The organism is Pseudomonas sp. SORGH_AS_0199, from assembly GCF_031453735.1.
Classification (GTDB): domain Bacteria; phylum Pseudomonadota; class Gammaproteobacteria; order Pseudomonadales; family Pseudomonadaceae; genus Chryseomonas; species Chryseomonas aestiva.
Genome location: NZ_JAVJAE010000001.1, coordinates 2,579,021 through 2,602,127 on the forward strand (window position 1 = coordinate 2,579,021; position 23,107 = coordinate 2,602,127).

The 23,107-nt window shown below is 66.8% G+C and carries 20 protein-coding genes, 3 tRNA genes and 4 pseudogenes; 19 read left to right on the forward strand and 8 right to left on the reverse strand.

Annotated elements, in window-relative coordinates:
* Positions 1-855 (reverse strand): bifunctional methylenetetrahydrofolate dehydrogenase/methenyltetrahydrofolate cyclohydrolase FolD, encoded by an 855-nt coding sequence (gene folD, locus QE444_RS12130; RefSeq protein ID WP_133859336.1) that lies wholly within the window; start codon positions 853-855, stop codon positions 1-3.
* Positions 856-1,102: 247 nt separating this feature from the next.
* Here folD and QE444_RS12135 point away from each other — a divergent pair.
* The 3 genes from QE444_RS12135 to QE444_RS12145 all read left to right on the forward strand — a co-directional run bounded on the left by QE444_RS12135 (position 1,103) and on the right by QE444_RS12145 (position 1,426).
* Positions 1,103-1,179 (forward strand) — tRNA-Arg (locus QE444_RS12135).
* 35 nt (positions 1,180-1,214) lie between these two features.
* Positions 1,215-1,290, forward strand: a tRNA-His gene (locus tag QE444_RS12140).
* 51 nt (positions 1,291-1,341) lie between these two features.
* Positions 1,342-1,426: transfer RNA gene (locus QE444_RS12145), tRNA-Leu, on the forward strand.
* 95 nt (positions 1,427-1,521) lie between these two features.
* On the opposite strand, the gene QE444_RS12150 is transcribed toward QE444_RS12145, so the two are convergent.
* The 3 genes from QE444_RS12150 to QE444_RS12160 all read right to left on the reverse strand — a co-directional run bounded on the left by QE444_RS12150 (position 1,522) and on the right by QE444_RS12160 (position 2,293).
* Positions 1,522-1,707 carry a hypothetical protein gene (locus QE444_RS12150; protein ID WP_133859335.1) on the reverse strand — a complete coding sequence of 62 codons (186 nt, stop codon included), beginning with the start codon at positions 1,705-1,707 and terminating at the stop codon, positions 1,522-1,524.
* A gap of 178 nt (positions 1,708-1,885) precedes the next feature.
* Entirely contained in the window at positions 1,886-2,014 is a 129-nt protein-coding gene (locus tag QE444_RS12155) for a hypothetical protein (protein WP_260175664.1), read from the reverse strand.
* Between the two features lie 75 nt (positions 2,015-2,089).
* On the reverse strand, positions 2,090-2,293 hold the full coding sequence (locus QE444_RS12160; protein WP_133859334.1) for a hypothetical protein: 204 nt from the start codon (positions 2,291-2,293) through the stop codon (positions 2,090-2,092).
* A 166-nt stretch (positions 2,294-2,459) separates the two neighbouring features.
* Between QE444_RS12160 and QE444_RS12165 the strand changes: the two genes are divergently transcribed.
* From QE444_RS12165 to QE444_RS23610, 7 genes and pseudogenes are all read left to right on the forward strand, one after another.
* Positions 2,460-2,822 carry a hypothetical protein gene (locus QE444_RS12165; protein ID WP_187979044.1) on the forward strand — a complete coding sequence of 121 codons (363 nt, stop codon included), beginning with the start codon at positions 2,460-2,462 and terminating at the stop codon, positions 2,820-2,822.
* 117 nt (positions 2,823-2,939) lie between these two features.
* Positions 2,940-3,725 carry a sulfite exporter TauE/SafE family protein gene (locus tag QE444_RS12170; RefSeq protein WP_133859332.1) on the forward strand — a complete coding sequence of 262 codons (786 nt, stop codon included), beginning with the start codon at positions 2,940-2,942 and terminating at the stop codon, positions 3,723-3,725.
* A 141-nt stretch (positions 3,726-3,866) separates the two neighbouring features.
* Positions 3,867-5,729: pseudogene (locus QE444_RS12175) on the forward strand (PAS domain S-box protein); the annotation flags it as partial.
* 165 nt (positions 5,730-5,894) lie between these two features.
* Positions 5,895-6,341: pseudogene (locus QE444_RS23600) on the forward strand (methyl-accepting chemotaxis protein); the annotation flags it as partial.
* Entirely contained in the window at positions 6,338-7,804 is a 1,467-nt protein-coding gene (locus QE444_RS12180; protein WP_309738747.1) for a chemotaxis protein CheW, read from the forward strand. The pseudogene QE444_RS23600 and the gene QE444_RS12180, both read left to right, overlap by 4 nt.
* 250 nt (positions 7,805-8,054) lie before the next feature.
* Positions 8,055-8,825, forward strand: a pseudogene (locus QE444_RS23605) (PAS domain-containing protein); the annotation flags it as partial.
* Between the two features lie 105 nt (positions 8,826-8,930).
* Positions 8,931-9,368: pseudogene (locus QE444_RS23610) on the forward strand (methyl-accepting chemotaxis protein); the annotation flags it as partial.
* Here the strand turns inward: QE444_RS23610 and QE444_RS12190 are convergent.
* Together QE444_RS12190 and QE444_RS12195 are read right to left on the reverse strand one after the other, a co-directional pair.
* Complete coding sequence (locus tag QE444_RS12190) at positions 9,365-9,976, reverse strand: histidine phosphatase family protein (RefSeq protein ID WP_280307120.1); 612 nt, start codon at positions 9,974-9,976, stop codon at positions 9,365-9,367. The pseudogene QE444_RS23610 and the gene QE444_RS12190 overlap by 4 nt on opposite strands.
* A 5-nt stretch (positions 9,977-9,981) precedes the next feature.
* Positions 9,982-11,151 (reverse strand): GAF domain-containing protein, encoded by a 1,170-nt coding sequence (locus QE444_RS12195; RefSeq protein ID WP_187979048.1) that lies wholly within the window; start codon positions 11,149-11,151, stop codon positions 9,982-9,984.
* 595 nt (positions 11,152-11,746) lie between these two features.
* On the opposite strand from QE444_RS12195, the gene tyrS reads away from it, so the two are divergent.
* From tyrS to QE444_RS12240, 9 genes are all read left to right on the forward strand, one after another.
* Positions 11,747-12,991 carry a tyrosine--tRNA ligase gene (tyrS, locus tag QE444_RS12200; RefSeq protein WP_273862853.1) on the forward strand — a complete coding sequence of 415 codons (1,245 nt, stop codon included), beginning with the start codon at positions 11,747-11,749 and terminating at the stop codon, positions 12,989-12,991.
* Positions 12,992-13,001: 10 nt separating this feature from the next.
* On the forward strand, positions 13,002-13,679 hold the full coding sequence (locus QE444_RS12205; protein WP_309738754.1) for an SDR family oxidoreductase: 678 nt from the start codon (positions 13,002-13,004) through the stop codon (positions 13,677-13,679).
* Positions 13,680-13,777: 98 nt separating this feature from the next.
* Positions 13,778-14,545 (forward strand): SDR family NAD(P)-dependent oxidoreductase, encoded by a 768-nt coding sequence (locus QE444_RS12210; RefSeq protein WP_187979051.1) that lies wholly within the window; start codon positions 13,778-13,780, stop codon positions 14,543-14,545.
* Positions 14,546-14,555: 10 nt separating this feature from the next.
* Positions 14,556-15,740 (forward strand): acetyl-CoA C-acyltransferase, encoded by a 1,185-nt coding sequence (locus QE444_RS12215; protein ID WP_273862855.1) that lies wholly within the window; start codon positions 14,556-14,558, stop codon positions 15,738-15,740.
* Positions 15,741-15,754: 14 nt separating this feature from the next.
* Positions 15,755-16,540, forward strand: a complete 786-nt coding sequence (locus QE444_RS12220; protein ID WP_158891100.1) for an enoyl-CoA hydratase — start codon at positions 15,755-15,757, stop codon at positions 16,538-16,540.
* A 65-nt stretch (positions 16,541-16,605) separates the two neighbouring features.
* Entirely contained in the window at positions 16,606-17,508 is a 903-nt protein-coding gene (locus QE444_RS12225) for a LysR substrate-binding domain-containing protein (protein WP_273862857.1), read from the forward strand.
* Positions 17,509-17,691: 183 nt separating this feature from the next.
* Positions 17,692-18,999 (forward strand): MFS transporter, encoded by a 1,308-nt coding sequence (locus QE444_RS12230; RefSeq protein WP_280307129.1) that lies wholly within the window; start codon positions 17,692-17,694, stop codon positions 18,997-18,999.
* On the forward strand, positions 18,996-20,249 hold the full coding sequence (locus QE444_RS12235; protein WP_280307130.1) for an amidohydrolase family protein: 1,254 nt from the start codon (positions 18,996-18,998) through the stop codon (positions 20,247-20,249). The genes QE444_RS12230 and QE444_RS12235 overlap by 4 nt, the downstream gene beginning before the upstream one ends.
* Before the next feature lie 61 nt (positions 20,250-20,310).
* Positions 20,311-20,712 (forward strand): ester cyclase, encoded by a 402-nt coding sequence (locus tag QE444_RS12240; RefSeq protein ID WP_187979057.1) that lies wholly within the window; start codon positions 20,311-20,313, stop codon positions 20,710-20,712.
* On the opposite strand, the gene QE444_RS12245 is transcribed toward QE444_RS12240, so the two are convergent.
* Entirely contained in the window at positions 20,709-21,728 is a 1,020-nt protein-coding gene (locus tag QE444_RS12245; protein ID WP_273862860.1) for an AraC family transcriptional regulator, read from the reverse strand. The genes QE444_RS12240 and QE444_RS12245 overlap by 4 nt on opposite strands.
* Positions 21,725-23,107, reverse strand: a complete 1,383-nt coding sequence (lpdA, locus tag QE444_RS12250) for a dihydrolipoyl dehydrogenase (protein ID WP_309738761.1) — start codon at positions 23,105-23,107, stop codon at positions 21,725-21,727. The genes QE444_RS12245 and lpdA overlap by 4 nt, the downstream gene beginning before the upstream one ends.

The window sequence follows — 23,107 nt, forward strand, 5'->3', positions numbered from 1 at the left end:
CTAGCTGTGCAGCTGCTCGGCCGCGTACAGCGTGTTTTCCAGCAGGCAGGCGCGCGTCATCGGGCCGACGCCACCGGGAACCGGAGTGATCCAGCTGGCGCGCTCGCAGGCACTGTCGAATTCCACGTCGCCCACCAGACGGCCATCGGCCTGGCGGTTGATGCCCACGTCGATGACGATGGCGCCGGGTTTGATCCATTCACCCTTGACCAGTCCCGGCTTGCCCACGGCGACGACCACCAGATCGGCCTGGCTGACGTGGTGTTCGAGGGAGCGGGTGAATCTGTGGGTCACGGTGGCGGTGCACCCGGCCAGCAACAGTTCCAGCGCCATGGGCCGACCGACGATGTTGGAGGCGCCGACCACCACCGCATCCAGCCCATAGAGGTCGACGCCGGTGCTGTGCAGCAGGGTCATGATGCCCTTGGGCGTGCAGGGGCGCAGCTGGGGATTGCGCTGTGCCAGACGACCCAGGTTGTAGGGATGGAAGCCGTCGACGTCCTTGTCGGTGCGGATGCGTTCCAGCAGCTGGGTGGCATCCAGGTGCGCGGGCAGCGGCAACTGCAGCAGGATGCCGTCGACGCTGGTGTCGTCGTTGAGCCGGTCGATCAGGGCTTCCAGTTCTGCCTGGGTAGTGCTGGCCGGCAGGTCATGGGCATAGGAGTCGAAACCGACCTCTTCGCAATCCTTGCGCTTGTGCGCCACATAGACGCTCGAGGCGGGATCGGTGCCGACCAGGATGACGGCGAGGCCAGGGGCGCGCAGTCCGGCGCTACGACGTTGAGAGACTCGCTGGGCAATATCCTGGCGCAGGCGGGCGGCAATGGACTTGCCGTCGATCAGTTGGGCGGTCATGGGCGATTTCTGGTGGTGACGGAAAGAGGTCGGCTATTTTCGCATGGACGGGCCCGCTGGCAACAGAGAAGCCTCTGCGGCGGCTAACTCATTCTTCTGCTTAAAAATTTTTTAAAAATTAGTTGACGGGCCGGCGGGAGCTTTATAACATTCGCCCCGCTTGCCGAGCACAGCCCAAGTCACTGACAAGGGCCAGGCAAGAGGCTTCTCACCAAGGAAGTCTCTGCTAGGGCAGCTGCCGTAACAGGCGCCCGTAGCTCAGCTGGATAGAGCATCCGCCTTCTAAGCGGATGGTCGCAGGTTCGAGTCCTGCCGGGCGCGCCATTGGCGGTTCGGCGACGGCAAGCACGTAAGATATGGTGGGCGTAGCTCAGTTGGTAGAGCACAGGATTGTGGCTCCTGGTGTCGTGGGTTCGATTCCCATCGTCCACCCCATATTCAGCGAACGCCAGACCTCGTGTCTGGCGTTCGTCTTTCAAGCGTCTCGCGGACGTGGTGGAATTGGTAGACACACCAGATTTAGGTTCTGGCGCCGCAAGGTGTGAGAGTTCGAGTCTCTCCGTCCGCACCAATCAAGATGCACAGCAGAAGACCGGCCCAGCGCCGGTTTTTTTGTGCCTGGGATTCAGGTGGCGGCCAGCGGGTGTCCAGTGCTGGTACCCGGTCTCAGTGCAGATGCCGCAGCAGCGGCGCACAGAGCGCGACGGCGAACGAGGTGCCGAACACCAGGGTCTTGGTCCACCTCTGCAGGTTGCGCTTGCGATTGCCCGGCGCGGAGGAGACCTCTGCCGTCGCAGGCTGATGATCCGGGCTGTCGAACAGGGTGATCGAGCGGGTCAGTTGGGTGCGCATGATCCGACCTCTTGCCGTCTGCACTAATTGTTATTGGCACTTTCAAGACTAATGCGGCGGGCGGGTAATGCAAGATGCGGGCGGATTCGGGGCGAGTGACGGCTGCGCGGTCGAACACTGACCCGGTCAAGGACGGCCTCGCAGCTGCTGCGGGAGTGACGCGACTGGCGACAAACGGTCAGTTGAAGGTCTCGGCCAGTAGGAACAGGGCGCCGCCGATGGCTCCGCCACTGAGCAGCACCAGGCTGATCAAGGCGCCCCCGACGAAGTGGGCGATGTCGTCACTGATTTCGTATTCCGCTTTCATGCTCGGCTCCAGAGGATGGCTGCCGCTACAGATAGCAGCCGCGCGTTACAGCGCGACGACGGCGGGCGTGCCGGGTTAGCTGGTCGCCCAGTTCAGCCAGAGGGTCTGCTCTTCGCTGAGCTGACCGACCTCGCGCAACGCCCGTTCGAGGTCTTCCCGGACCCGGCGCTTCAGGTCGGCATTGAGATCGACCTGGGCACTCTCCGCCAGACGATCGGCGAGCGAAAGGTCCGCGCTGAGCTGGCGCAACCGGGGGCCGATGAAATCCTTGTGCTGCATGAGCCGCTCCTGTCTCCTGATACCGCCGAGTGTGGCATGCGCCGCCTTTGACTGAACACAGACTGGAAAAATATTGTCTGACTTGATTGGTTAAAAGTCGGACTTTCGGCAGCTCATGTCGTTTTCAGGTCCGAGCTGTCAGCTTTTTCATAGGGAAGAAGAAATCATGAGCGGGACTTCAACTCGCAAGTTGCTGGTGTTGACCGCAGGTTTCGGCCTGCTGGTAGTGGCTGCAGTGGCAACCACCCACCGTAGCGATTCGACCAGCAGTGAGCCAGCCGTGGTGGCCACCACCACGCCCCCGGTAGCGGCCCACGCACCCACCACGGGTACCCATTCGGTCGCGGACGAACACAAGCAGGATCTTGAGAGCTTCCTGGCGCAGGCGAGCCTGGCGCCCTGCGGCACCGTCATGCCGGCGACCGTTACCGATCCCGCCTGCCGTGCCGCCATCGAGGCGCATGCTCGGCGCGCCGGCTATGGCGACGAAGAGGTCGCGGCCTATCTGAATGCCCACCAGAGCCGCTGACCCGGGAATCTAGTGTTATCGGTTATAAGCAAAGACCCTTTCAATATAGGTCGGTCTAACCTGAGTGGTTATCCTGTGCGGCCGCAAGATGAGCCGACAACGGCAATTGGGGCTGTAATGGAAGTAGGGGCGTTGGGCTTCGTGATCGCGGGGCTGGTGGTTGGCTTCATCGTTGGCATGACGGGCGTGGGTGGTGGCTCGCTGATGACCCCCATCCTGCTCTGGTTCGGGATCAACCCCGCGGCAGCGGTAGGCACCGATCTGCTCTATGCCGCCATCACCAAGGCGGGCGGCGTCTTCGTTCACCAGCGCAACCGCAACATCGACTGGACGGTGACCGGCTGGCTGGCCGCCGGCAGCGTACCCACCGCCGCCCTGACGCTACTCGCCCTGGCGCTGCTGCCCGGTGATCAGCACGCGACCAATGCCCTCATCAAGCATGCCCTGGGCATCGTGCTGCTTTTGACGGCCCTGGCCATTCTCTTCAAAAAGCAGATCTTCGCCTTTGCCAGCCGCCATGCCAGCGACAGATTTCACCTGAGTGCCAGGCGGCTCAACGCCCTGACGGTGCTTACCGGCGCAGTGCTGGGCTTCATGGTGACCCTGACTTCCATCGGCGCTGGGGCCCTGGGCACGGTGGCGCTGTTCCTGCTCTATCCGCTGATGGCGACCCGGCGCCTGGTCGGTACCGAGATCGCCCATGCGGTCCCCCTGACGCTGGTGGCGGGACTCGGTCACGCCGGGTTGGGCAATCTGGACTGGCATGTCCTGGGCTTTCTGCTGCTGGGGTCCTTGCCGGGGATTTTCCTGGGCAGCCATCTCTCCGGACGCGTACCGGATGGCGTGCTGCGGCCCTGTCTGGCGGTCATGCTGCTGGTCATAGGCGCCAAGCTGGTGGTCTGAACGTCGGGGGGAAACTTAAGGTCGTTCATCGGACGACTACTGGCAATCCGCCAGGAGAAAACATCTCTAGGATAGACGGTGTTCAATTTGTTATCGCGATTGCCGATAACCTGTTCGCCGAGTTCTCTCCTGGAGCTGCCCATGTTTTCCGCCTCTGCCGAATCCGCTGCTGTCGACGATGCCTCTGCCTATCATGCCCTGCGCCAGGCGCTGGACCGCTCCCTGGCGGTGATCGAATTCGATCTGCAGGGCACGATCCTTCACGCCAACGACAACTTCCTGCAGACCTTCGGCTATCGCCTCGACGAGATCAGCGGGCGACAGCACCGCCTGTTCTGTCCGCCCGGGGTGGCGGAGAGCGAGGACTATCAGGACTTCTGGGCGGCGTTGGCGCGCGGCGAGTTCCACAGCGGTGTCTATCGCCGCAAGCACAAGGACGGCACTCTGAGGTGGATTCGCGCCACCTACAATCCGTTGCTGGATGCGCAGGGGCGCCCGCAGCGCATCATCAAGTTCGCCACCGACATCACCGAGACGCGGCTGCAGGCGGTCGAGTACGAAGGCAAGATCGAAGCCATCCATCGCTCCCAGGCGGTGATCGAATTCGATCTGCAGGGCAACGTGCTCTGGGCCAATGACAACTTCCTCGGCATGACCGGCTATGCGCTGGACGAGTTGCGCGGGCGTCATCACAGCCTGATGTGCCCGGCCGAATACGCGCGTTCGGCGGAGTACGCCCTGCTGTGGAATCGCCTGGGGCAGGGTGTCTTCGATACCGGGGTCTACAAGCGCATCCGCCGCGATGGGCGACCGATCTGGATCCAGGCCACCTACAACCCCATCCTCGACAGCGACGGTCGACCCTACAAGGTGGTGAAGTTCGCCACCGATGTGACCGATGCGCAACTTCAGGCCGCCGAATTCGCAGGCAAGATGGCCGCCATCGACCGTGCCCAGGCGGTGATCGAATTCGATCTGCACGGCAACATCCTGACGGCCAACGAGAACTTCCTGTCGGCTCTGGGTTACAGCCTGGACGAGGTGCGTGGCAAGCATCACCGGATCTTCTGCGAACCCGAGCATGCCCGCTCGCCGGGCTATCGGCTGTTCTGGGAAAAGCTCGGCCGCGGCGACTTCGATGCCGGGCTGTACAAGAGACGCGCCAGCGACGGCCGCCAGGTGTGGATCCAGGCCACCTACAACCCCATCCTCGATGCTGAGGGCAAGCCGTACAAGGTGGTCAAGTTCGCCAGCGACGTCACCGAGACTCAGCTGCGCAACAGCGACTACGAAGGCAAGGTGGCGGCCATCGACCGATCCCAGGCCATCGCCGAATTCTCCCTCGACGGCACGGTGCTCGCCGCCAACCGCAACTTCCTGCTGGCCCTGGGTTACCAGACCGATGAAGTGGTGGGCAAGCATCACCGCATCTTCTGTCCCGACGACTATGCCCGCTCGGCGGAGTACCGGCTGTTCTGGGATAAATTGGCGCGGGGCGAATTCGACGCCGGGGTGTACAAGAGACGCAACAGCCGGGGCGAGGAGATCTGGATCCAGGCCACCTACAACCCGATCTTCGACGCCGACGGCAAGCCGTGCAAGGTGGTGAAGTTCGCCGTGGACATCACCGAAAGCCAGATTCGCAACAGCGATTATGCGGGCAAGGTGGCGGCCGTCGACCGCGGCCAGGCGGTGATCGAATTCGATCTGACCGGCAAGATCCTCGAAGCCAACCGCAACTTCCTGGCGACCCTGGGCTATCGGCTGGAGGAGATCCGCGGCCAGCATCACCGCATCTTCTGCGAGGCGGAGCACGTCGCCTCCGGCGAGTACCGCGAGTTCTGGGCGCGGCTGGCCCAGGGCGAGGTGTTTGGCGGGCGCTTCATGCGGCTGAGCAAATTCGGCCAGCGGATCTGGATCCAGGCCACCTACAACCCCATCTTCGACGCCGATGGGCAGGTGCACAAGGTGGTGAAGTTCGCCACCGACATCACCCGCCAGGTGGAGATGGAACAGCACGTGCGGCAGAAGATCGAGCAGATGAATCTTTCGCTGCACGCCCTGACCCGCTCCATCAACCAGATCGCCGAGACCACCGACGACGCCAACCGCATGGCCCGACGCACCCTGGAAGAAGCCGAGCGTGGTTCCCTGACCCTGACCCGCTCGCTGGACGCCATGGAGGCCATCGGTACCACGGCCGGAGGCATCCAGGACATCGTCCAGGTGATCAGCGACATCGCCAATCAGACCAACATGCTCGCCTTCAACGCCGCCATCGAAGCGGCTCGCGCCGGCGAGCACGGCCTGGGCTTCTCGGTCGTGGCCGATGAGGTCCGCAAGCTGGCCGAGAAGTCGTCCCAGGCGACCAAGGAGATCAACAAGTTGATCCTGGAGTCGGTCAAGAGCATCGCCCAGGGCAGTGAGATCTCGCGCAGCGTGGGCGAGGCCTTCGGCCTGATCGCCGAAGGGGTGGGCAAGACCCAGCAGTCCATCGAGGCCATCAACGGCTCCACCGCGGCCCAGCTCGACGATGCGGCGCGGGTCAATCAGCTGATCCAGGAACTGGACGCGGCCACCACCCTTTCGCCGGTGGTTGGGGGAGGACGGCCGTGACCCAGGGTGTGGTGCGGATCGGCGAACTGGAAGTCGCGCTGTCCGCCCAGGCCCTGGAACGCGTGGTGCCCTGGCCGGAGCGCCTGGCGCCTCATCCAAGTCCGGTGCCCTGGTTGCTGGGCCTCTTCGAGCTGGGCGGCCAGCCGCTGCCGCTGGTGGACGGCCATTGCCTGCTGGGGCTGCCGGCGGTCGAGCACGAGCGCCGGATCGCCGTGATCCGTCATGGGGGGGGACGCTTCGGCCTGGCCATCGATGGGGTGGTGGACATCCTCAAGCTGGCGGATGACGCCATCGTGCAATTGCAGGGGACGCCCGGGCGCCTGCTGGGGCGCGTCCATCTGCGCCCGGAAAGCGGCCGGCTGGTCCATCTGCTGGATCTGGACACCCTGGCCGCCTTGCCGGGCTTCGAGGTCAGTGCCGACAGGCCGCCGGCGCTACAGCGGCAGGCCGCCATTGGCACGGAAGCGGAGCGGCTCTATCTGCTGTTCGAGTGCGACGGGCGGCGCCTGTGCCTGGATGCGGCGGTGGTTCAGGAGCTGGTGGATCGACCGCAGCTGACGCCCAGCGAATTCGCCAGCGACAGCTGTCGCTACCAGGTGCAGCTGAGAGGCCAGGCCTTGCCGGTGCTGGAGCTGTCCGAGCTGCTGGGGCTGGCCACGTCCGCCCAGGCTCACCATGAGCAGCTGCTGGTGCTGGCGGCGGGCGACCGGGGTCAGTATCGGGTCGCCTTCGGCTTCCAGCGGCTGCTCGGCATGTGGCGGCGGGATCCGGCGCAGTGCGCGCCGCTGCTTGGCTTCGGGCTGGAGCAGCCCGGGCTGTTGCGCGGGGTGTTCAGCGCCGCGGAGGGCGAGGCGGCCATCGTGATCGATCACCTGGCCCTGGGGTGCCAGGAGGCGGCGGTGGCCTATGCGCGGATCTATCGCACCGATCGCGACCTGCTGCGCGAAGAGCGTCGTCAGGTCCGCCGTCAGCCGTGCCTGACCTTTCTCGCCGAATTGCTGTTCGCCGTCCCGCTGGAGCAGGTGGCGGAGGTCTTGCCGCTGCCGGCGCACTACCTACGCCTCGGCCAGCGGGATCCGCGGTTGCTGGGATTGATGGAGGTCCGCGGCCAGCAGATCACCCTGGTCTGCCTGCGGACCCTGGCCGGTGCGACAGCGGTGGAGTCCGGTCCCGGCGATCAGGTGATCGTGGTGGAAGGGCAAAGCCAGCGCCTGGGTTTCGTGGTGCAGCGGGTCGAGGCCATCGAGGCCTTTACCGAGTTGCGCGCCGATGCCCTGGCGCGCAGCTGGCAGTTGCCAGGGGAGGGCGGGGCAGTACCGGCGCAGCGGGCGCAGAGCTGGGTGGGCGTAGGATCCGCGGGCAACAGTCGCCAGGCGACCCTGATCGATCTCGGGGCGCTGGTGAAACGTCTGGAAGGTCAGGCCCGGCAGACCCTTCCGGAGCGCGTGGCTGCGACAGTTTGACGATACCGCTCGTCGCTTCGTCGAACGGTCGGGTAACGGATTACCCGTGGCTTTGTCGGCCACCGCAGGCGTCCCTCATCAAAGCGGTACCGGCAGGCTAGAGCGAGTGGTGTTTGCCGGGAGTCGCCAGACGGGGCGCGCCACCCGCGCCTCCTCTGCCGGAACCGGGTGCAGGCGTTCATCAGCGAGTTGTCAAGAAATTCCGCGGCGCGTCGAACCAGAGGAAGACACAACTTTCCTGGGTGATCCCATGTTCAACTCCGCACTCAAACGCCGCATCGCCGATCTCGAAGCCGAACTGTCCGAACACCGCCAGGTCAGCGCGGCCTTCCATCAGGATTCGCTGCATCTGCTGCTGGACGCCCAGGGCCGGATCGAGGATTTCAATGAGAACTTCGCGCTCTGCCTGGGCTACGCGCCTGGCAGCCTGACCGGATGGAAACTCGACGACCTCATTCCCGACTACATCAAATGCATGGACTGCTATCGGGATCTGAAGCGAAGCTTCAGCGAAGGTCACCAGGCCAGTGGCATCTATCGGCTGCTGCGCGGCACGGGCGGCGTTGCCTGGCTCTATGCGATCTGGACGCCGGTGCGTGACAGCCAGGGCCAGGTCAAGCAGATCCGCTGCTATGCCTACGACCGGACCGAGCAGGTGGAAGTCTCCACCGAGCACTCGGGCATCATCAATGCACTGCTGCGCTCCACCGCGGTGATCGAATTCGATCTGTCCGGTGAGGTGCTCACCGCCAACGAGCGCTTCCTGCAGGGCATGGGCTATTCGCTGGCGCAGATCGTCGGCAAGCACCATCGGATGTTCTGCAGCCGTGAAGAGGCCGAATCGGCCGACTATCGCGCCTTCTGGGAGCGGCTCAACCGGGGTGACTACGTGGCCAGTCGCTTCAAGCGCATCGACAGCCATGGCCGCACGGTCTGGCTGGAAGCCTCCTACAACCCGGTGCTCAACACCCGCGGCGAGCTGTACAAGGTCATCAAGTTCGCCACCGTCATCACCGAGCAGGTGGAGCAGGAGCTGGCGGTGGCCGAAGCCGCGCGGGTCGCCTTCGACATCTCCCAGACCACCGACGAAAGCGCCCGTCAGGGTGCGGCGGTGGTGCGGGACACGGTGGCGGTGATGACCCGCATCGCCGACGAGATCCAGGTCGCTGCCAACGGCATCGAGGACCTCGGCAAGCAGTCGCTGGTGATCAGCGCCATCGTCAAGACCATCAGCGGTATCGCCGAGCAGACCAATCTGCTGGCGCTCAACGCCGCCATCGAAGCCGCCCGGGCGGGCGAACAGGGCCGGGGTTTCGCTGTGGTGGCGGACGAGGTCCGGCAACTGGCCGGGCGCACCAGCAAGGCCACCGAAGAGATCGTCGGGGTGGTGCAGCAGAATCAGCAACTGGCGCAGACCGCGGTCAGCAACATGGCCGCCAGCCGCCAGCAGGCGGAGCAGGGGCTGCACCTGGCGAGCAACGCCGGGGTGCGCATCACCGAGATCCAGGAGGGCGCCCGCCAGGTGGTGGGCGCGGTCAGCCAGTTCGCCCGGCGGCTGAGTTAGGACTGCTCGTCCCAGCCAGGCGCGCTGTACCACGCATAACCGGTCGCATCGAGTTCCAGCCAGCGCCCCTGGTGGATGACCATCCGGGTCGCCACCTCAGTGCTGGCCAGACCGGTCGCCACCAGCAGGCTGCGGATCAGGGCGCCATGGGCCACCAGTAGCGTGGGACCCTGGAGTTCTTCCAGCAGCGGGCGCACCCGCTCGGCGGCATCGGCATAGCTTTCGCCACCGGGTACCCGGAAGGTATAGGGCTCGGCGACGCGTCGGGCGTGCTGCTCCGGATAGCGCTGGGCGATGGTCGGCATGTCCAGTCCCTCCCAGTCACCAAAGGCCTTTTCCGCCAGGCGCGCATCGCGGGCCAGGCTTCTTGGCGTGCCCGACAGCTGCGCCAGGATCAGATCGAGCGTCGCGCTGGCGCGTTGCAGCGGACTGCTCAGGCAGGCGAAGCGAGAGACGTCGAGGCGGTCGCGCAGGGCCAGGCCCACGGCTTCGGCCTGGGCACGGCCGCGCGCGTTGAGGGGTATGTCCTGGCGACCCTGGAGGCGACCACTGGCGTTCCAGTCGGTTTCGCCGTGACGGATCACCAGCAGGGGAGAAGGGAAGGGCAAGGGTATCAATCCAGAGCAGTGGGCAGGGTAAGGAGAAATCTCAGGTGGCCGGCTTCCAGGCGCGCGACCAGACTGCCGCCATGGCCGCGGGCGATTTCCTGGGCGAGATAGAGGCCCAGGTCCAGGCGGGCGGGCTGCTCGGAATCGGCCTGGGTCAGCAGCGGCTGGAACACCTGGTTCAGGGTTGCAGGCTCCACCACGGCGGTGCGGCTTTCCACGGCGAGGCGGTAGCAGCGTTCGTCGAGCACGCCGCGCAGCAGCAGGGTGCCACCAGCAGGGTTGCGGGATGCGACCCACTCCAGCAGCGCCTCCACCGCCTGCAACAGGCGCGGCAGGTCGAGGCGCAGGGCGGCGGGTAGCTCCGGCAACTCGCTGCCCAGGGTATGGTCGGGGAAACGCGTCTGCAGCCTGACGAGCAGGTCCAGGAGCCGTTCATTGGCGCCTGCCACCAGGGCCGGTTTCAGGGGCAGGCCATGGCCCAGGCGGACGCGCACGAAGTCGGCGGCCGCAGCGCTGCGTTCGGCCAGGCGCCGGGCCTCGGTCTGCCAGCGCTGCGCCTGGGAGGCATCCACGGGCGCGTCCTTGGCCAGCGCCTGCAGCGGATGCTGCAGATCCTCCTCCAGCAGCACCAGCAACTGTTCGCGCAACGGTGTGAGATCGAGGTCGCCACGCGGGCCGGGACTTTCTTCGCGACGCTGTTCTTCGCGGGCGAGGAGTTCGCCCAGCAGGCGGGCAAAGCCGTCCAGCGTAGCGATCACCGGGCGCTGCTCCAGCAGCGGTGCGGGTTGGGGATCAAAGGCGCACAGCGTGCCGAAGAAGGTGCCGTTGGGTCGAAACACCGGGACCGACAGGTAGCTCTTCCAGCCATAGAGGCCGGGCGCCGGGTGATCACAGTAGGTGGGGTTCTGGGTCACGTCGCTGATGATCACGGCGTCGTGGGAGGAGCGTACGTGGTTGCAGAGGGTGGATTCGAGGTCCAATTCGGCGCCGGGTTGCAGGCCGAAGGCGATGCGATCTTCCACCGCGCAGGCGATCCAGCGCTGCTCGGTGACCTCGGCGACGGTGGCGACCCCAAGGCCGCTGACATCACAGACGACGCGCAGGAGCGCCGCGACGGAATCCAGGGACGCCAGCAGCTCGATGCTTTCGACGGTGCTGGAGAGTTGGCTGGGCATGACGCTGTAGTTCTCTGACGGACACGGCCTGAACGCTAGGCCAAGAGACGCCGGACGGCAACCATCAGCTACGCCTCATTGAGGTTGTTCCAGGCCGAGGCTAGCCGATCAGGTCGGTCGCGTAGGCCAGCACCGTGAGGCAAAGCAGTAGCAGCAACAGATTGGCCGGGGTGATGCTTTTCATCGGTGGGATCCTCTCACGCAAGGGATGTTCCTTGTCCAGGTACACCTGGAAACGCCACGTTGGCGCGGGGGATCGCTAGGGGTGGAGCGGGTAGGTTCATCTCTGCGTCTCGATACTGCTGGCAAAGGACAGGTGTCGGAACGCCACTGTCGCCGTTCGTTCAGCGCCTGCCAGGGGAGGTGCGACATCTGGTCGAAGCGGCAGTGCGAGCGGTTCGCAGTTGCCAACCGCTGGGCAAGCCGGTAGCGTGACGCCCCATGCGAACCTTCCTTTGCCCAATCAGCGCCTATTACTACTACCTGATCAATATCGGGTGGTAGGTACTGCGCTGCATGACCGAACCGCCTAGGGCGGCTCGGTCAAGGCAACTTCTCCCGGTCTCCCTGGCACCGTCCAGCCACAGGAGACCCCATGGACAGCACCCAGCAAGACCTGCTCGCCACCCTCGAAGCCCGCGGCTTCGTGCACCAGACCACCGATCGTGACGGCCTCGCCCGTGCCTTTGCCAGTGGACCGGTGACCGGCTATCTTGGCTTCGACGCCACCGCCGACAGCCTCCACGTCGGCCACCTGCAGGGCCTGATGCTGATGCGCTGGCTGCAGCGCGCCGGCCATCCCATCCTCCTGCTGATCGGTGGCGCCACCACCCGCATCGGTGATCCCAGCTTTCGTGACAGTAGCCGCCCGGTGCTGACCGACGGCCAGATCGCCCTGAACATGGCCGGCATCGCCAAGGCTTTTCACCGCTATCTTGAAGTGGGCGATGGCCACGGCCGCGCCCAGGTGGTGGACAACGCCGAGTGGCTCGACGGCCTGGGCTACCTGGATTTTCTCGGCGCCGTCGGCCGGCACTTTTCCATCAACCGGCTGCTGACCTTCGATGCCATCAGGAATCGTCTCGACCGCGAGCACTCGCTGTCCTTCGAGGAATTCGGCTACACCCTGCTGCAGGCCTACGACTTCGTCGAGCTGTCGCGGCGCTACGGCTGCACCCTGCAACTGGGCGGTGCCGACCAGTGGGCCAACATCATCAACGGCGTGGAGCTGTCACGCCGGCAGGGCGGTCCCCAGCTCCATGGCCTGACCATGCCGCTGCTGGCCACCCGCGACGGCCGCAAGATGGGCAAGTCGGCCCAGGGCGCGGTCTGGCTCAACGAGGAGCGGCTGTCGGCCTTCGACTTCTGGCAATTCTGGCGCAATTGCGACGATGCCGACGTCGAGCGCTTCCTCGCCCTGTTCACCGAGTTGCCGCTGGACGAGGTGCGGCGGCTCGGCGCGCTCGGCGGTGCGGAAATCAATCTGGCGAAGAGCGTGCTGGCCAATGAGGCGACCCGGCTGGCCCATGGCGAGCGGGCGCAACGCGAGGCTGAGGCAGCCGCCGCCGAGGTATTCGCCGATCGCGACGGCGCCGGGCAGTTGCCGGAGGTCGCCCTAAGCCGCAGGCAACTGGACGCGGGCGTCACCCTGGTCGAGTTGCTGGTCGAGGCGGGAGTGCAACCGTCGCGCAGTGCGGTACGTCGACTGGCGGAAGGCGGCGGCCTGCGCCTGGACGAGCAACCGGTGATGGATCCCGATATCCGTCTGGCGCTGAGCGACGCGGGTCGGCGGGTGAGTCTGGGCAAGAAACGGCATCTGCGCATCACGTTGACCGACTGAGGAGAAGGCTATGAATGTCTGGGTGATAGGTGCCTCGCGGGGCATAGGGTTGGGGCTGGTGGAGCGCTATCTGACGCAAGGGGCTCAGGTTTTGGCGGTGGTGCGAACGCCGAATGCGGCGTTGGATACGATGGTCGCGGCCGCCAAGGGGCGGTTGCGGGTAGTGACCGGCGATCTGCGCGATCCCGACCTGGGCACGCGACTGCTGGACGAGCTGGGTGATGGCTCGCTGGAGCGGCTGATCGTCAATGCCGGCATCATGGGGCCGATGGAAGAGGACGGGCAGCGGGCGAGCGTCGCGGAGCTGGGCGAGTTGTTCCTCACCAATGCCGTGGCGCCCCTGCGGTTGCTGGAGGCCCTGGCACCGCGGATGGCCGCTGCCGGGGTGGCGGCCTGCCTGAGTTCGCAGATGGGCAGCGTCAGTCTGGCACGAGCCGCCGAAATGCTACTTTATGGCGCCAGCAAGGCAGCGCTCAACAGCCTGCTGCAGAGCTGGGTCGCCGGGCAGCAGCCGGCGTTCGCCGTGCTGGCACTGCACCCGGGCTGGGTGCGCACCGAACTGGGCGGGTCCAGCGCGCCGGTCGAGGTGGCCGATAGCGTCGCCGGTCTGGTGGCGACGATCGAGGCGCGGGCCGGCCAGCCTGGCTGCGCCTTTCTCGACTACCAGGGGCAGGTCCTGCCCTGGTGAACGAGGGGCCGGATCGCTCGCTGCGACTGAGCGCTCCGGCCCTTGTCCGACCCCGGCCGAGGATCGAAGATGAGTCCATCATCCTGGGGAGTGCCACCATGCGCATCGACGAGCAAACCTTTCTGGTAACCGGCGCCGGTTCCGGCCTGGGCGCCGCCACCGCTGAGGGACTGATCGCGGCAGGCGCCCGAGTGGCAATGCTGGATCTCCAGGCCGAGGCCGTGCAGGCCCAGGCCGAACGGCTCGGCGACCAGGCTCTGGCGCTGGCCGTGGACGTGACCGATGCCGAGGCCCTGAGCGCCGCCTTGGATGCCGTGCTGGCCCGCTGGGGCAGTCTGCAGGGGGCGATCAACTGCGCCGGCATCGTCGGCGGCGCACGCATCCTCGGGCGCAATGGTCCCCACGATCTCGCCGCCTTCGCGCGCATCATCAACGTCAACCTGGTGGGCAGCTTCAATGTCCTGCGCCTGGCCGCGGCGGCCATGGCCCAGGGTGAGGCCAATGTCGGCGGTGAGCGCGGCGTGATCATCAACACCGCCTCCATCGCTGCCTTCGATGGCCAGATCGGCCAGGCCGCCTATGCCGCCTCCAAGGGCGGCGTTGCCGCGCTTACCCTGCCGGCGGCGCGCGAACTGGCCGGGCAGGGCATCCGGGTCATGACCATAGCGCCGGGCGTCTTCGAGACGCCCATGATGGCCGGCATGACCCCCGAGGTACGCGACGCCCTGGCCGCCAATGTGCCCTTTCCGCCGCGCCTCGGCCGCGGCGAGGAATTCGCCGCCCTGGTCCGCCACATCATCGAGAATCCCATGCTCAACGGCGAGGTGATCCGCCTCGACGGCGCGCTGCGCATGGCCCCGCGCTAGGAGAATCGTCATGAACGACCCCATTGTCATCGTCGCCGCCGCCCGTACGCCCATGGCGGCCCTGGGTGGCGAACTGGCCGCGCTGTCGGCGCCGCAGCTTGGTAGCGCCGTGGTCCGCGCCGTACTGGAACGGGCGGGCTGGGCGCCGGAACGGGTCGACGAGGTGCTGCTGGGCTGCGTGCTGCCCGCCGGCCTCGGCCAGGCACCGGCACGCCAGGCGGCGCTTGGCGCCGGTCTGGCCCAGAGCACGCGCTGCACCACCCTGAACAAGATGTGCGGTTCGGGGATGCAGGCGGCCATCCTCGGCCATGACCTGTTGCGCGCCGGCAGTGGCGAGGTGGTGGTGGCGGGCGGCATGGAGAGCATGAGTCGCGCGCCCTATCTGCTGGAAAAGGCCCGCAGCGGCTACCGCCTCGGCCATGGCGCCCTGATCGACAGCATGTTTCTCGACGGCCTGGAAGACGCCTATGAACCCGGGCGCCTGATGGGCACCTTCGCCGAGGATTGCGCCGCGCGCCTGGGCATCGGCCGCGAACGCCAGGATGCCTATGCCCAGCAGTCCCTCGCCTGGGCGCGCCAGGCGCAGGCCAGCGGTGCCTTCGCCAGCGAGATCGTGGCGGTGGAGGTGGCGGGACGCAGGGAAACCCTGAGCATCGACACCGATGAGCAACCCCGCCGTGCCGATCCGGCACGCATTCCCACCCTCAAGCCGGCCTTTCGTGAAGGCGGTACCGTCACTGCGGCCAACGCCAGTTCCATCTCGGATGGCGCCGCAGCGCTGCTGCTGATGCGGGCCAGCACGGCAGCGCGCGAAGGGCTGAGGCCGCTGGCGACGATCCGTGGCCATGCCGCCCATGCCGGCGCGCCGGGCGACTTTCCCACCGCGCCCATCGGCGCCATCCGTACCTTGCTCGCGCGCATCGACTGGCAGCTGAGCGACGTCGACCTGTTCGAGATCAACGAAGCCTTCGCCGTGGTGGCCCTGGCCGCTCAGGATGCCTTGGGGCTGGACCCGGAACGCCTGAACGTGCACGGTGGCGCCTGTGCCCTGGGCCATCCCATCGGTGCTTCCGGTGCGCGCATCCTGGTCACCCTGATCCAGGCGCTGCGCCAGCGCGGTCTGCGCCGGGGCGTGGCCGCCATCTGCATCGGCGGCGGCGAGGCCACGGCCATGGCGCTGGAACTCAACGACTAGACAAGGACAAGACCATGAGCGAAGCCTCTACCGAATCGACCCTGCTGCTGGAGATCGAGGCGCGCGTCGCCCTCATCACCCTCAATCGCCCCAAGGCGCTCAACGCCCTCAATGCCCAGCTGCTCCATGAGCTGGATGCCATGCTGGCGCGCCTGGACGCCGATCCCGAGGTCGGTTGCGTGGTGCTCACCGGCTCGGCCAAGGCCTTCGCCGCGGGCGCCGACATCAAGGAAATGGCCGGGCAGGGCTATCCGCAGATCTACCTGGACGACTACTTCCGCGTCGCCGACCGCATCGCCGAGCGGCGCAAACCGCTGATCGCCGCCGTCGCCGGCTATGCCCTGGGCGGTGGTTGCGAACTGGCGCTGCTGTGCGACTTCATCTATGCCGCCGACACCGCACGCTTCGGCCTGCCGGAGATTACCCTGGGCGTGATTCCCGGCATCGGCGGTACCCAGCGGCTGACCCGCGCCCTGGGCAAGGCCAAGGCCATGGAACTGTGCCTGACCGGGCGGCAGCTGCACGCCGCCGAAGCCGAGCGTGCCGGGCTGGTCGCCCAGGTGTTTCCCGCCGACGAGCTGCTGGAGCGCACCCTGGAAGCCGCCCGCGGCATCGCCAGTCGTTCGCTGCCGGCGACCCTGCTGCTCAAGGAAAGCGTCAATCGCGCCTTCGAGACCAGCCTGGCCGAGGGCATCCGCTTCGAGCGCCGGGTCTTCCATTCGCTGTTCGCCAGCGCCGACCAGAAGGAAGGCATGGCGGCCTTCGTCGAGAAGCGGCCGGCGAAGTTCGAGCATCGTTGAGCACGCCCCGCGCCCGTCAGAGGCGCTAGACTGGCCGTTTCAGCTCAGTGTTGCAGAGCCTCCGGATGCGTATCGAGCCCTTGCCACCCCTGACCAATCTGATTGCCTTCGAGGCAACGGTCAGGCTCGGCAGCTTTACCCGGGCGGCGCTGGAACTCAACCTCACGCAGAGCGCCATCAGCCGTCAGGTGGCGCAGCTGGAGGCCTTTCTCGGTCGCGCGCTGTTTCGTCGAGAGCACAAGCGGCTGCACCTGACCGTCTCCGGGCAGCGCTATGCCGAGCGGGTTCAGCAGCTGCTCGCGGGTCTCGCGGAAACCACCGCGGACGTCATGGATATCAGTGGCGAGCAGCAGCTGGTGCTGGCCTGTTCCTCGGGCGTGGCCGCACTGTGGCTGGGCCCGCTGATCGGCCGCTTCGCCAGTGCCTTTCCCGGCATCGACGTGCGCCTGCGGGTGCTGGACAACCTCGATACCCTGCTCAAGCCCGAATTCGATCTGGCGCTCTATTTCCTGCGTGAGCCGCCGCCCCCAGGGTTGGCTGGCCGCCAGTTGTTTCCCGAGTGGGTAGGCGCCTATTGCGCGCCGGACTACCTGGGCGGGCGTCAGCTGTCACCCCCGGAGCTGCTCGACCGGTGCCTGCTGATGATCGAGGACGGTCAGCGGCGCTGGCTCTCCTGGGCGGAATGGTTCGCGCGGCTGGGCTATCCCGCCCCGCGGATCCGCCAGCGGCTCACCGTGAGTCAGTACCCCATCCTGGTCGATCTGGCGATTGCCGGCCACGGTATCGTCCTGGGTTGGCGCCCCATGATCGATGCCCACCTGCAGTCGGGTGCGCTGGTGGCAGCCTGTAGCGAATGCGTGCAGGGGCAGGGGGGGTACTACCTGCTGTGGCCGGGCGATCGCCAGCCGGGCCTGGCGGCGCGCCGTTTCGAGACCTGGCTGAACGACAGCCTGAGCGCGTCGCACTGATCGCTCTTGCATGCGTCAGGCGCATGCAAACCCCTGCAATCAGCGTTTTCCTGCGTCCCCGGTAGCCCCTTAAGCTCGGCGGCAGAGGGCGGAGATCCTCGTCCTGTTTCCTTTATCGAAACTGCCGTCGCCGGTGCAGGGACTCCCGAGTTTCCTGCGCGACTTGCATTCAGGGAGCCAACAATGCAGAGCGCTACGACCTTTCCGCAGCCGTCCGCCGCCCACCGCCGCCAGGCCAACAAGGCGGTGGTCGCAACCGTGATCGGCAACGGTCTGGAGTGGTTCGACTTCACCGTCTACAGCTTCTTCTCCGTGATCATCGCCAAGGTGTTCTTTCCGACCGCCAGCGAACTCACCTCCTACCTCCTGGCCCTGGCCACCTTTGGCGTCGGCTTCTTCATGCGGCCGGTCGGTGGCATCCTGCTCGGCATCTACTCCGATCGCCGCGGTCGCAAGGCGGCGCTGTCGCTGACCATCCTCTTGATGGCCGCCGGTACCCTGATCATCGCCGTGACCCCGGGCTATGCCCAGTGGGGGCTGTTCGCCCCGGCGCTCATCGTCTTCGCGCGCTTGCTGCAAGGCTTTTCCGCGGGTGGCGAGATGGGCAGCGCGACCGCCTTTCTCACCGAACACGCGCCCGCTGGGCAAAAGGCCTACTACTCCAGCTGGATCCAGGCCAGCATCGGGGTGGCGGTCGCCCTGGGTGCAGGCGCCGGCGCGCTGCTGTCGGCGTTGCTGACCCCGGAGCAACTTGAGAGCTGGGGTTGGCGCCTGCCGTTCCTGTTCGGCTCCCTGATCGGCCCCGTCGGTTTCTACATCCGTAGCCGCATCGACGAAACCCCTGCCTATGCCTCCGTCGAGCGTGCCCAGTCGCCGCTGCGGGAGGTAGTGCGCATCTATCCCCGCCAGACCGCCATTACCTTTTCCATGGTCGTGCTCTGGACGGTCTGCACCTACTCCGTGCTGTTCTACCTGCCGTCCTACTCTACTCGGGTGCTGGGCCTGCCCAGCGGCCTGGGCTTCACCGCCGGTGTACTCGGTGGCGTGGTGCTGCTGGTGGCAACGCCCCTGGTAGGGCGCCTGGCAGATCGCCATGGCAAGCGACCCTGGCTGCTGGGGTCGGCCGTGGCCATCTTCTGCGCCGCCTGGCCGCTGTTCTGGATGCTCAATCGCTGGCCGGGCCTGCCTTCCCTGCTGGTGTTCCAGGCCGTGCTGGGGCTGCTGATCTCCGGCTATCTGGGCGGTCTGCTGGCGGCCTTCGGCGAATTGTTGCCGACGCGGGTGCTCTCCACCGGACTGTCGGTGGCCTACAACTTCGCCGTGACCCTGTTCGGCGGCTTCGCCACCTTTACCGTGACCTGGCTGATCGCTGCTACCGACAGCCACCTGGCGCCAGCCTTCTACATCATGTTCGCCGCGGCCATCAGTGCCGGGGGCGCCGCGCTGTTCCGCGACGGCGCCAGCGGCCAACCCTCGGGAGAATCCGCATGACTCAAAACACCTCTCTACTACTGCGCAACGGCAAGCTGCTCGATCTGACCACCGGCACCCTGATCAGCGGTAAAGAAGTCCTGGTGGACGGTGAGCGCATTACCGCCGTACGCGACCAGAGCGCTGCGCCGCCGGCAGGTGTCACCGTCATCGATCTGGGCGGCCGCACCCTGATGCCGGGCCTCATCGATTGCCATGTGCATGTACTGGCGTCCAGTGCCAACCTGGGTTTCAACGCCCTGCAGCCCAACGCCATCATCATGTACCGCGCCTTGCCGATCCTGGGCGCGATGCTCGAGCGCGGTTTCACCACCGTCCGCGATGCCGGCGGTGCGGACTGGGCGCTGGCGCGCTCCATTGCCCTGGGACTGGTGCCGGGCCCGCGGATCTTCGCCTCCGGCAAGGCGCTGTCGCAGACCGGCGGCCACGGGGACATGCGGGCGCGTGGGGAGCTCCTGCTGAACGAGCCGTGCAGTTGCTGTTTCCGCGCCGGTGCCATCGCCCGGGTGGTGGATGGGGTGGACAACGTGCGCAAGGCGGTGCGCGAAGAACTGCAGCAGGGCGCCAGCCAGATCAAGATCATGGCCTCCGGCGGTGTTTCCTCACCTACTGATCCCATCGCCAATACCCAGTACAGCGAAGCCGAGATCTGCGCCATCGTCGAGGAAGCCGAGGCGGCCAACACCTATGTGATGGCCCATGCCTATACTGCCCGCGCCATTCGCCGCGCCGTGGCGTGCGGGGTACGCACCATCGAACACGGCAATCTGGTCGACCGGGATACGGCGCAGCTGATGCGCGAGCGGGGCGCCTTCGCCGTGCCCACCCAGGTGACCTACGAGATGCTCGCCGAGCACGGCGCGCGCTATGGCCTGCCGGCGGATTCCGTGGCTAAGATCGAAGATGTCCGTCTGGCGGGCCGTCGCGCCCTGGAATTCTTCGCCGAGGCGGGCGTGCCCATGGGCTACGGCTCCGACCTGCTGGGCGAGATGCACGAATACCAGACCCAGGAACTGCGCATCCGCGCCGAGGTGCTGGGCAATCTGGAGGCCTTGCGCAGCGCCACCAGTGTCGCGGCACGCATCCTTGAACGCGAGGGCGAACTGGGTTGTATCGCGACCGGAGCCCTGGCCGATCTGCTGGTCGTGGATGGCGATCCGCTGGCTGATATCTCCTGTCTGGTGGGGCAGGGCGAAAGACTCGACGTCATCCTGCAAGGTGGCCGTCTGGTGAAGAATCGCCTCGGGTAACGGGAGTCTTGCCGGACTGGCGCGGTCCCCTGTAGCAGTCAACGCCCATGGAGAACGTGTCATGCCCCTTGCCGCAACCGAACTCGGCAGCCACTACCAGGCCTACCTCGACTGCCTCAACCGCCAGGCCTGGACGGCGCTTGGCCGTTATGTCGACGACGCCGTCGAGCACAACGGCCGGCCCCTGGGATTGGCGGGCTACCAGGCCATGCTTGAAGGCGATCATGCCGCCATTCCCGATCTGCACTTCACCGTCCATCTGCTGGTGGTCGAGGCGCCTTGGCTGGCCGCGCAGCTGGATTTCGATTGCACGCCGCGCGGCGAGCTGTTCGGGCTGGCAGTGAACGGACGGCGCGTACGCTTCAGCGAACATGTCTTCTATCGTTTCGAGAACGGACGCATCCGCGAGGTGCGCTCGGTGATCGATACCGCCGCCATCGCTGCCCAGCTGGCCGACGGCTAACCCGCCCGGGTCTGGCGTTGGCGATAGCCGAGGGGACTGAGGCCCGTCCACTTGCGAAAGGCGCGCTGGAAGGAACGGGGGTCGGCGAAACCCAGGCGCAGGGCCAGCTCGTCCAGGGGCAAGGCGCCCTGGTCCAGCTGGCGACAGGCTAGCCGGCACCGGCGTTCGTCCTTGAGGCCCTGGTAGGTCTGGCCGCTCGCGGCCAGCTGGCGCCTCAGGGTGGCGGGGGCCAGGCCCAGGGCCTCGGCCAGGCTGACGGCGTCCGGCCAGTCCTCTGGTGCACAAGTACGCAACAGGGTGCGGATGCGGGTGATCAGGCTGGCGTCGTCGCGATAATGCACCAGCAGATTGCCCGGTGCGGCGGCTATGAAGCGGCGCGCGTCCGCGGCAGTACGGCGGATCGGCAGGCCCAGCACGGCAGCGTTTAGCACCAGGCAGTCTTCGCCGCGAGCGAAGCTCAGCTTGGAGCCGAAGCGCTGCCGATAGTCGGCCAGCAGTTCCGCTGGCGGCTCCTCGGCAGTCTGGCGGATTTCCTCCAGCGGCAAGCGACGGCCCACCAGCCAGCAGGCCAGGCCGTGCAGGATCAGCCAGAGGGTGAAGACGGCGAAGCTGCCCGGCAGACTGCCCAGGGCCAGCCGCAGGGTCACCTGCTCGCCATTGCGCTGCAGGCGCAGGTCGACGCCGAGGGTCAGCCGCAGGAAGTCGAGGCTTTGCCGCAGGGCATCGCCGAGGGTCGGTTGCAGGCGGGTGCTCTGGCAGAGAAAGGCAAAGCTGCCCGCCGGCAGCGGGCGCGGACCGAGAGCGAAGAATTCATCATCGAAACGCCGCGCCAGGCGATACCACAGCTGGCCGAATAGCGGCGCCGAAAGGCGCTCGCGGCCAAGCAGCAGGTCGGCTAGCTGGACGCCTTCGGCGGCTAGCAGGGCGTCTGGCGCCAGACCACTGCGCCGGCACAGCCCGGGCAGGGCCTCGTCGAGGATGCCCCGCGCCAGGCTGTCGCGCGGCAGGCCGGTCACAGATGCAGGGCCCGGCCCAGGGCCCGCAGCGCCGCTTCCTGCACCGCTTCGCCCAGGGTGGGGTGGGGATGCAGGGTGGCGGCGACGTCTTCCAGCTGCATGCCCATTTCCAGACTGTGGGAAAAGGCCGTGGCCAGTTCCGCCACCTGCTGCCCGGTGGCCTGCCAGCCGAGGATACGGTGGTCGTCCGCGCGGGCCACCACCCGCACGAAGCCTTCCGGCGCCTCCAGGGTGAGGGCACGGCCATTGGCGGCGAAGGGGAAGCTGACGACCTTGGTCTCCAGCCCCTGGGCCTTGGCCTGCTCGGGGGTGAGGCCGACCACCACGATCTCCGGATCGGTGTAGCAGACCGCCGGGATGGCCACCGGGGCGAAACGCCGCCGCTTGCCGGCGATCAGCTCGGCCACTACCTCGCCCTGGGCCATGGCGCGATGGGCCAGCAGGGGTTCGCCGGTAAGATCACCAATGGCCCAGACGTCGGTCATGCTGGTACGACAGCCGTCGTCGACGCGGATGTAGCGACCGTCGTAGTCCAGCGGCAGGCGCTCCAGGCCTTCGGTGCGGGGGCGGCGGCCGGCGGCGACCAGGATGCGCTGGGCCGGCAGAAGCTCTTCCCGACCGTCGCCACGGGTCATCCGCAGACCCGCGCCGTCCGCGGCCAGACCGGCGACGGTGCAGCCCAGGTGCAGCTCGATGCCCAGGCGTTCCAGCCGCTGCCGCAGCGGCGCCGTGAGCTCGGCGTCGTAGCCGGGCAGCAGACGCGACTGGGCTTCCACCACCGCGACCCGGGCGCCCAGCTTGCGATAGGCGATACCCAGTTCCAAACCGATATAGCCGGCGCCCACCACCACCAGGTGGTCGGGAATTTCCGTGGGTGACAAGGCCTCGGTGGCCGATATCACCGGACCACCGAAGGGCAGGCTGGGCAATTCCACCGAGGTGGAGCCCATCGCCAGCACCAGGTGCTCGGTACGGATGCGCAGCCGCTCGCCGCCGGCGCGCTGCACCTCGACGGTCTTGCCATCGAGGATTTCGGCCCAGCCCTCGATTACCGTCACGCCCTGCTTCTTGAGCAGGGCGGCGACGCCGGTGGTGAGACGATCGACGATGCCGTTCTTCCAGGCCACGGCCTGGCCAAGATCCAGCTCCGGGCGGCCGTGGCGGATGCCCAGGCTGCCATGCTCAGCGCGACCGCTGGCGCGATGATATTCCTCGGCGACATGGATCATCGCCTTGGAGGGAATGCAGCCGACGTTGAGGCAGGTACCGCCGAGGGCAGCGCCCTCCACCAGGGTGGTGGCGATGCCCAGCTGGGCGGCGCGCAAGGCGGCGACATAACCGCCGGGGCCGCCGCCGATGATGAGGAGTCGGGTGTCCAT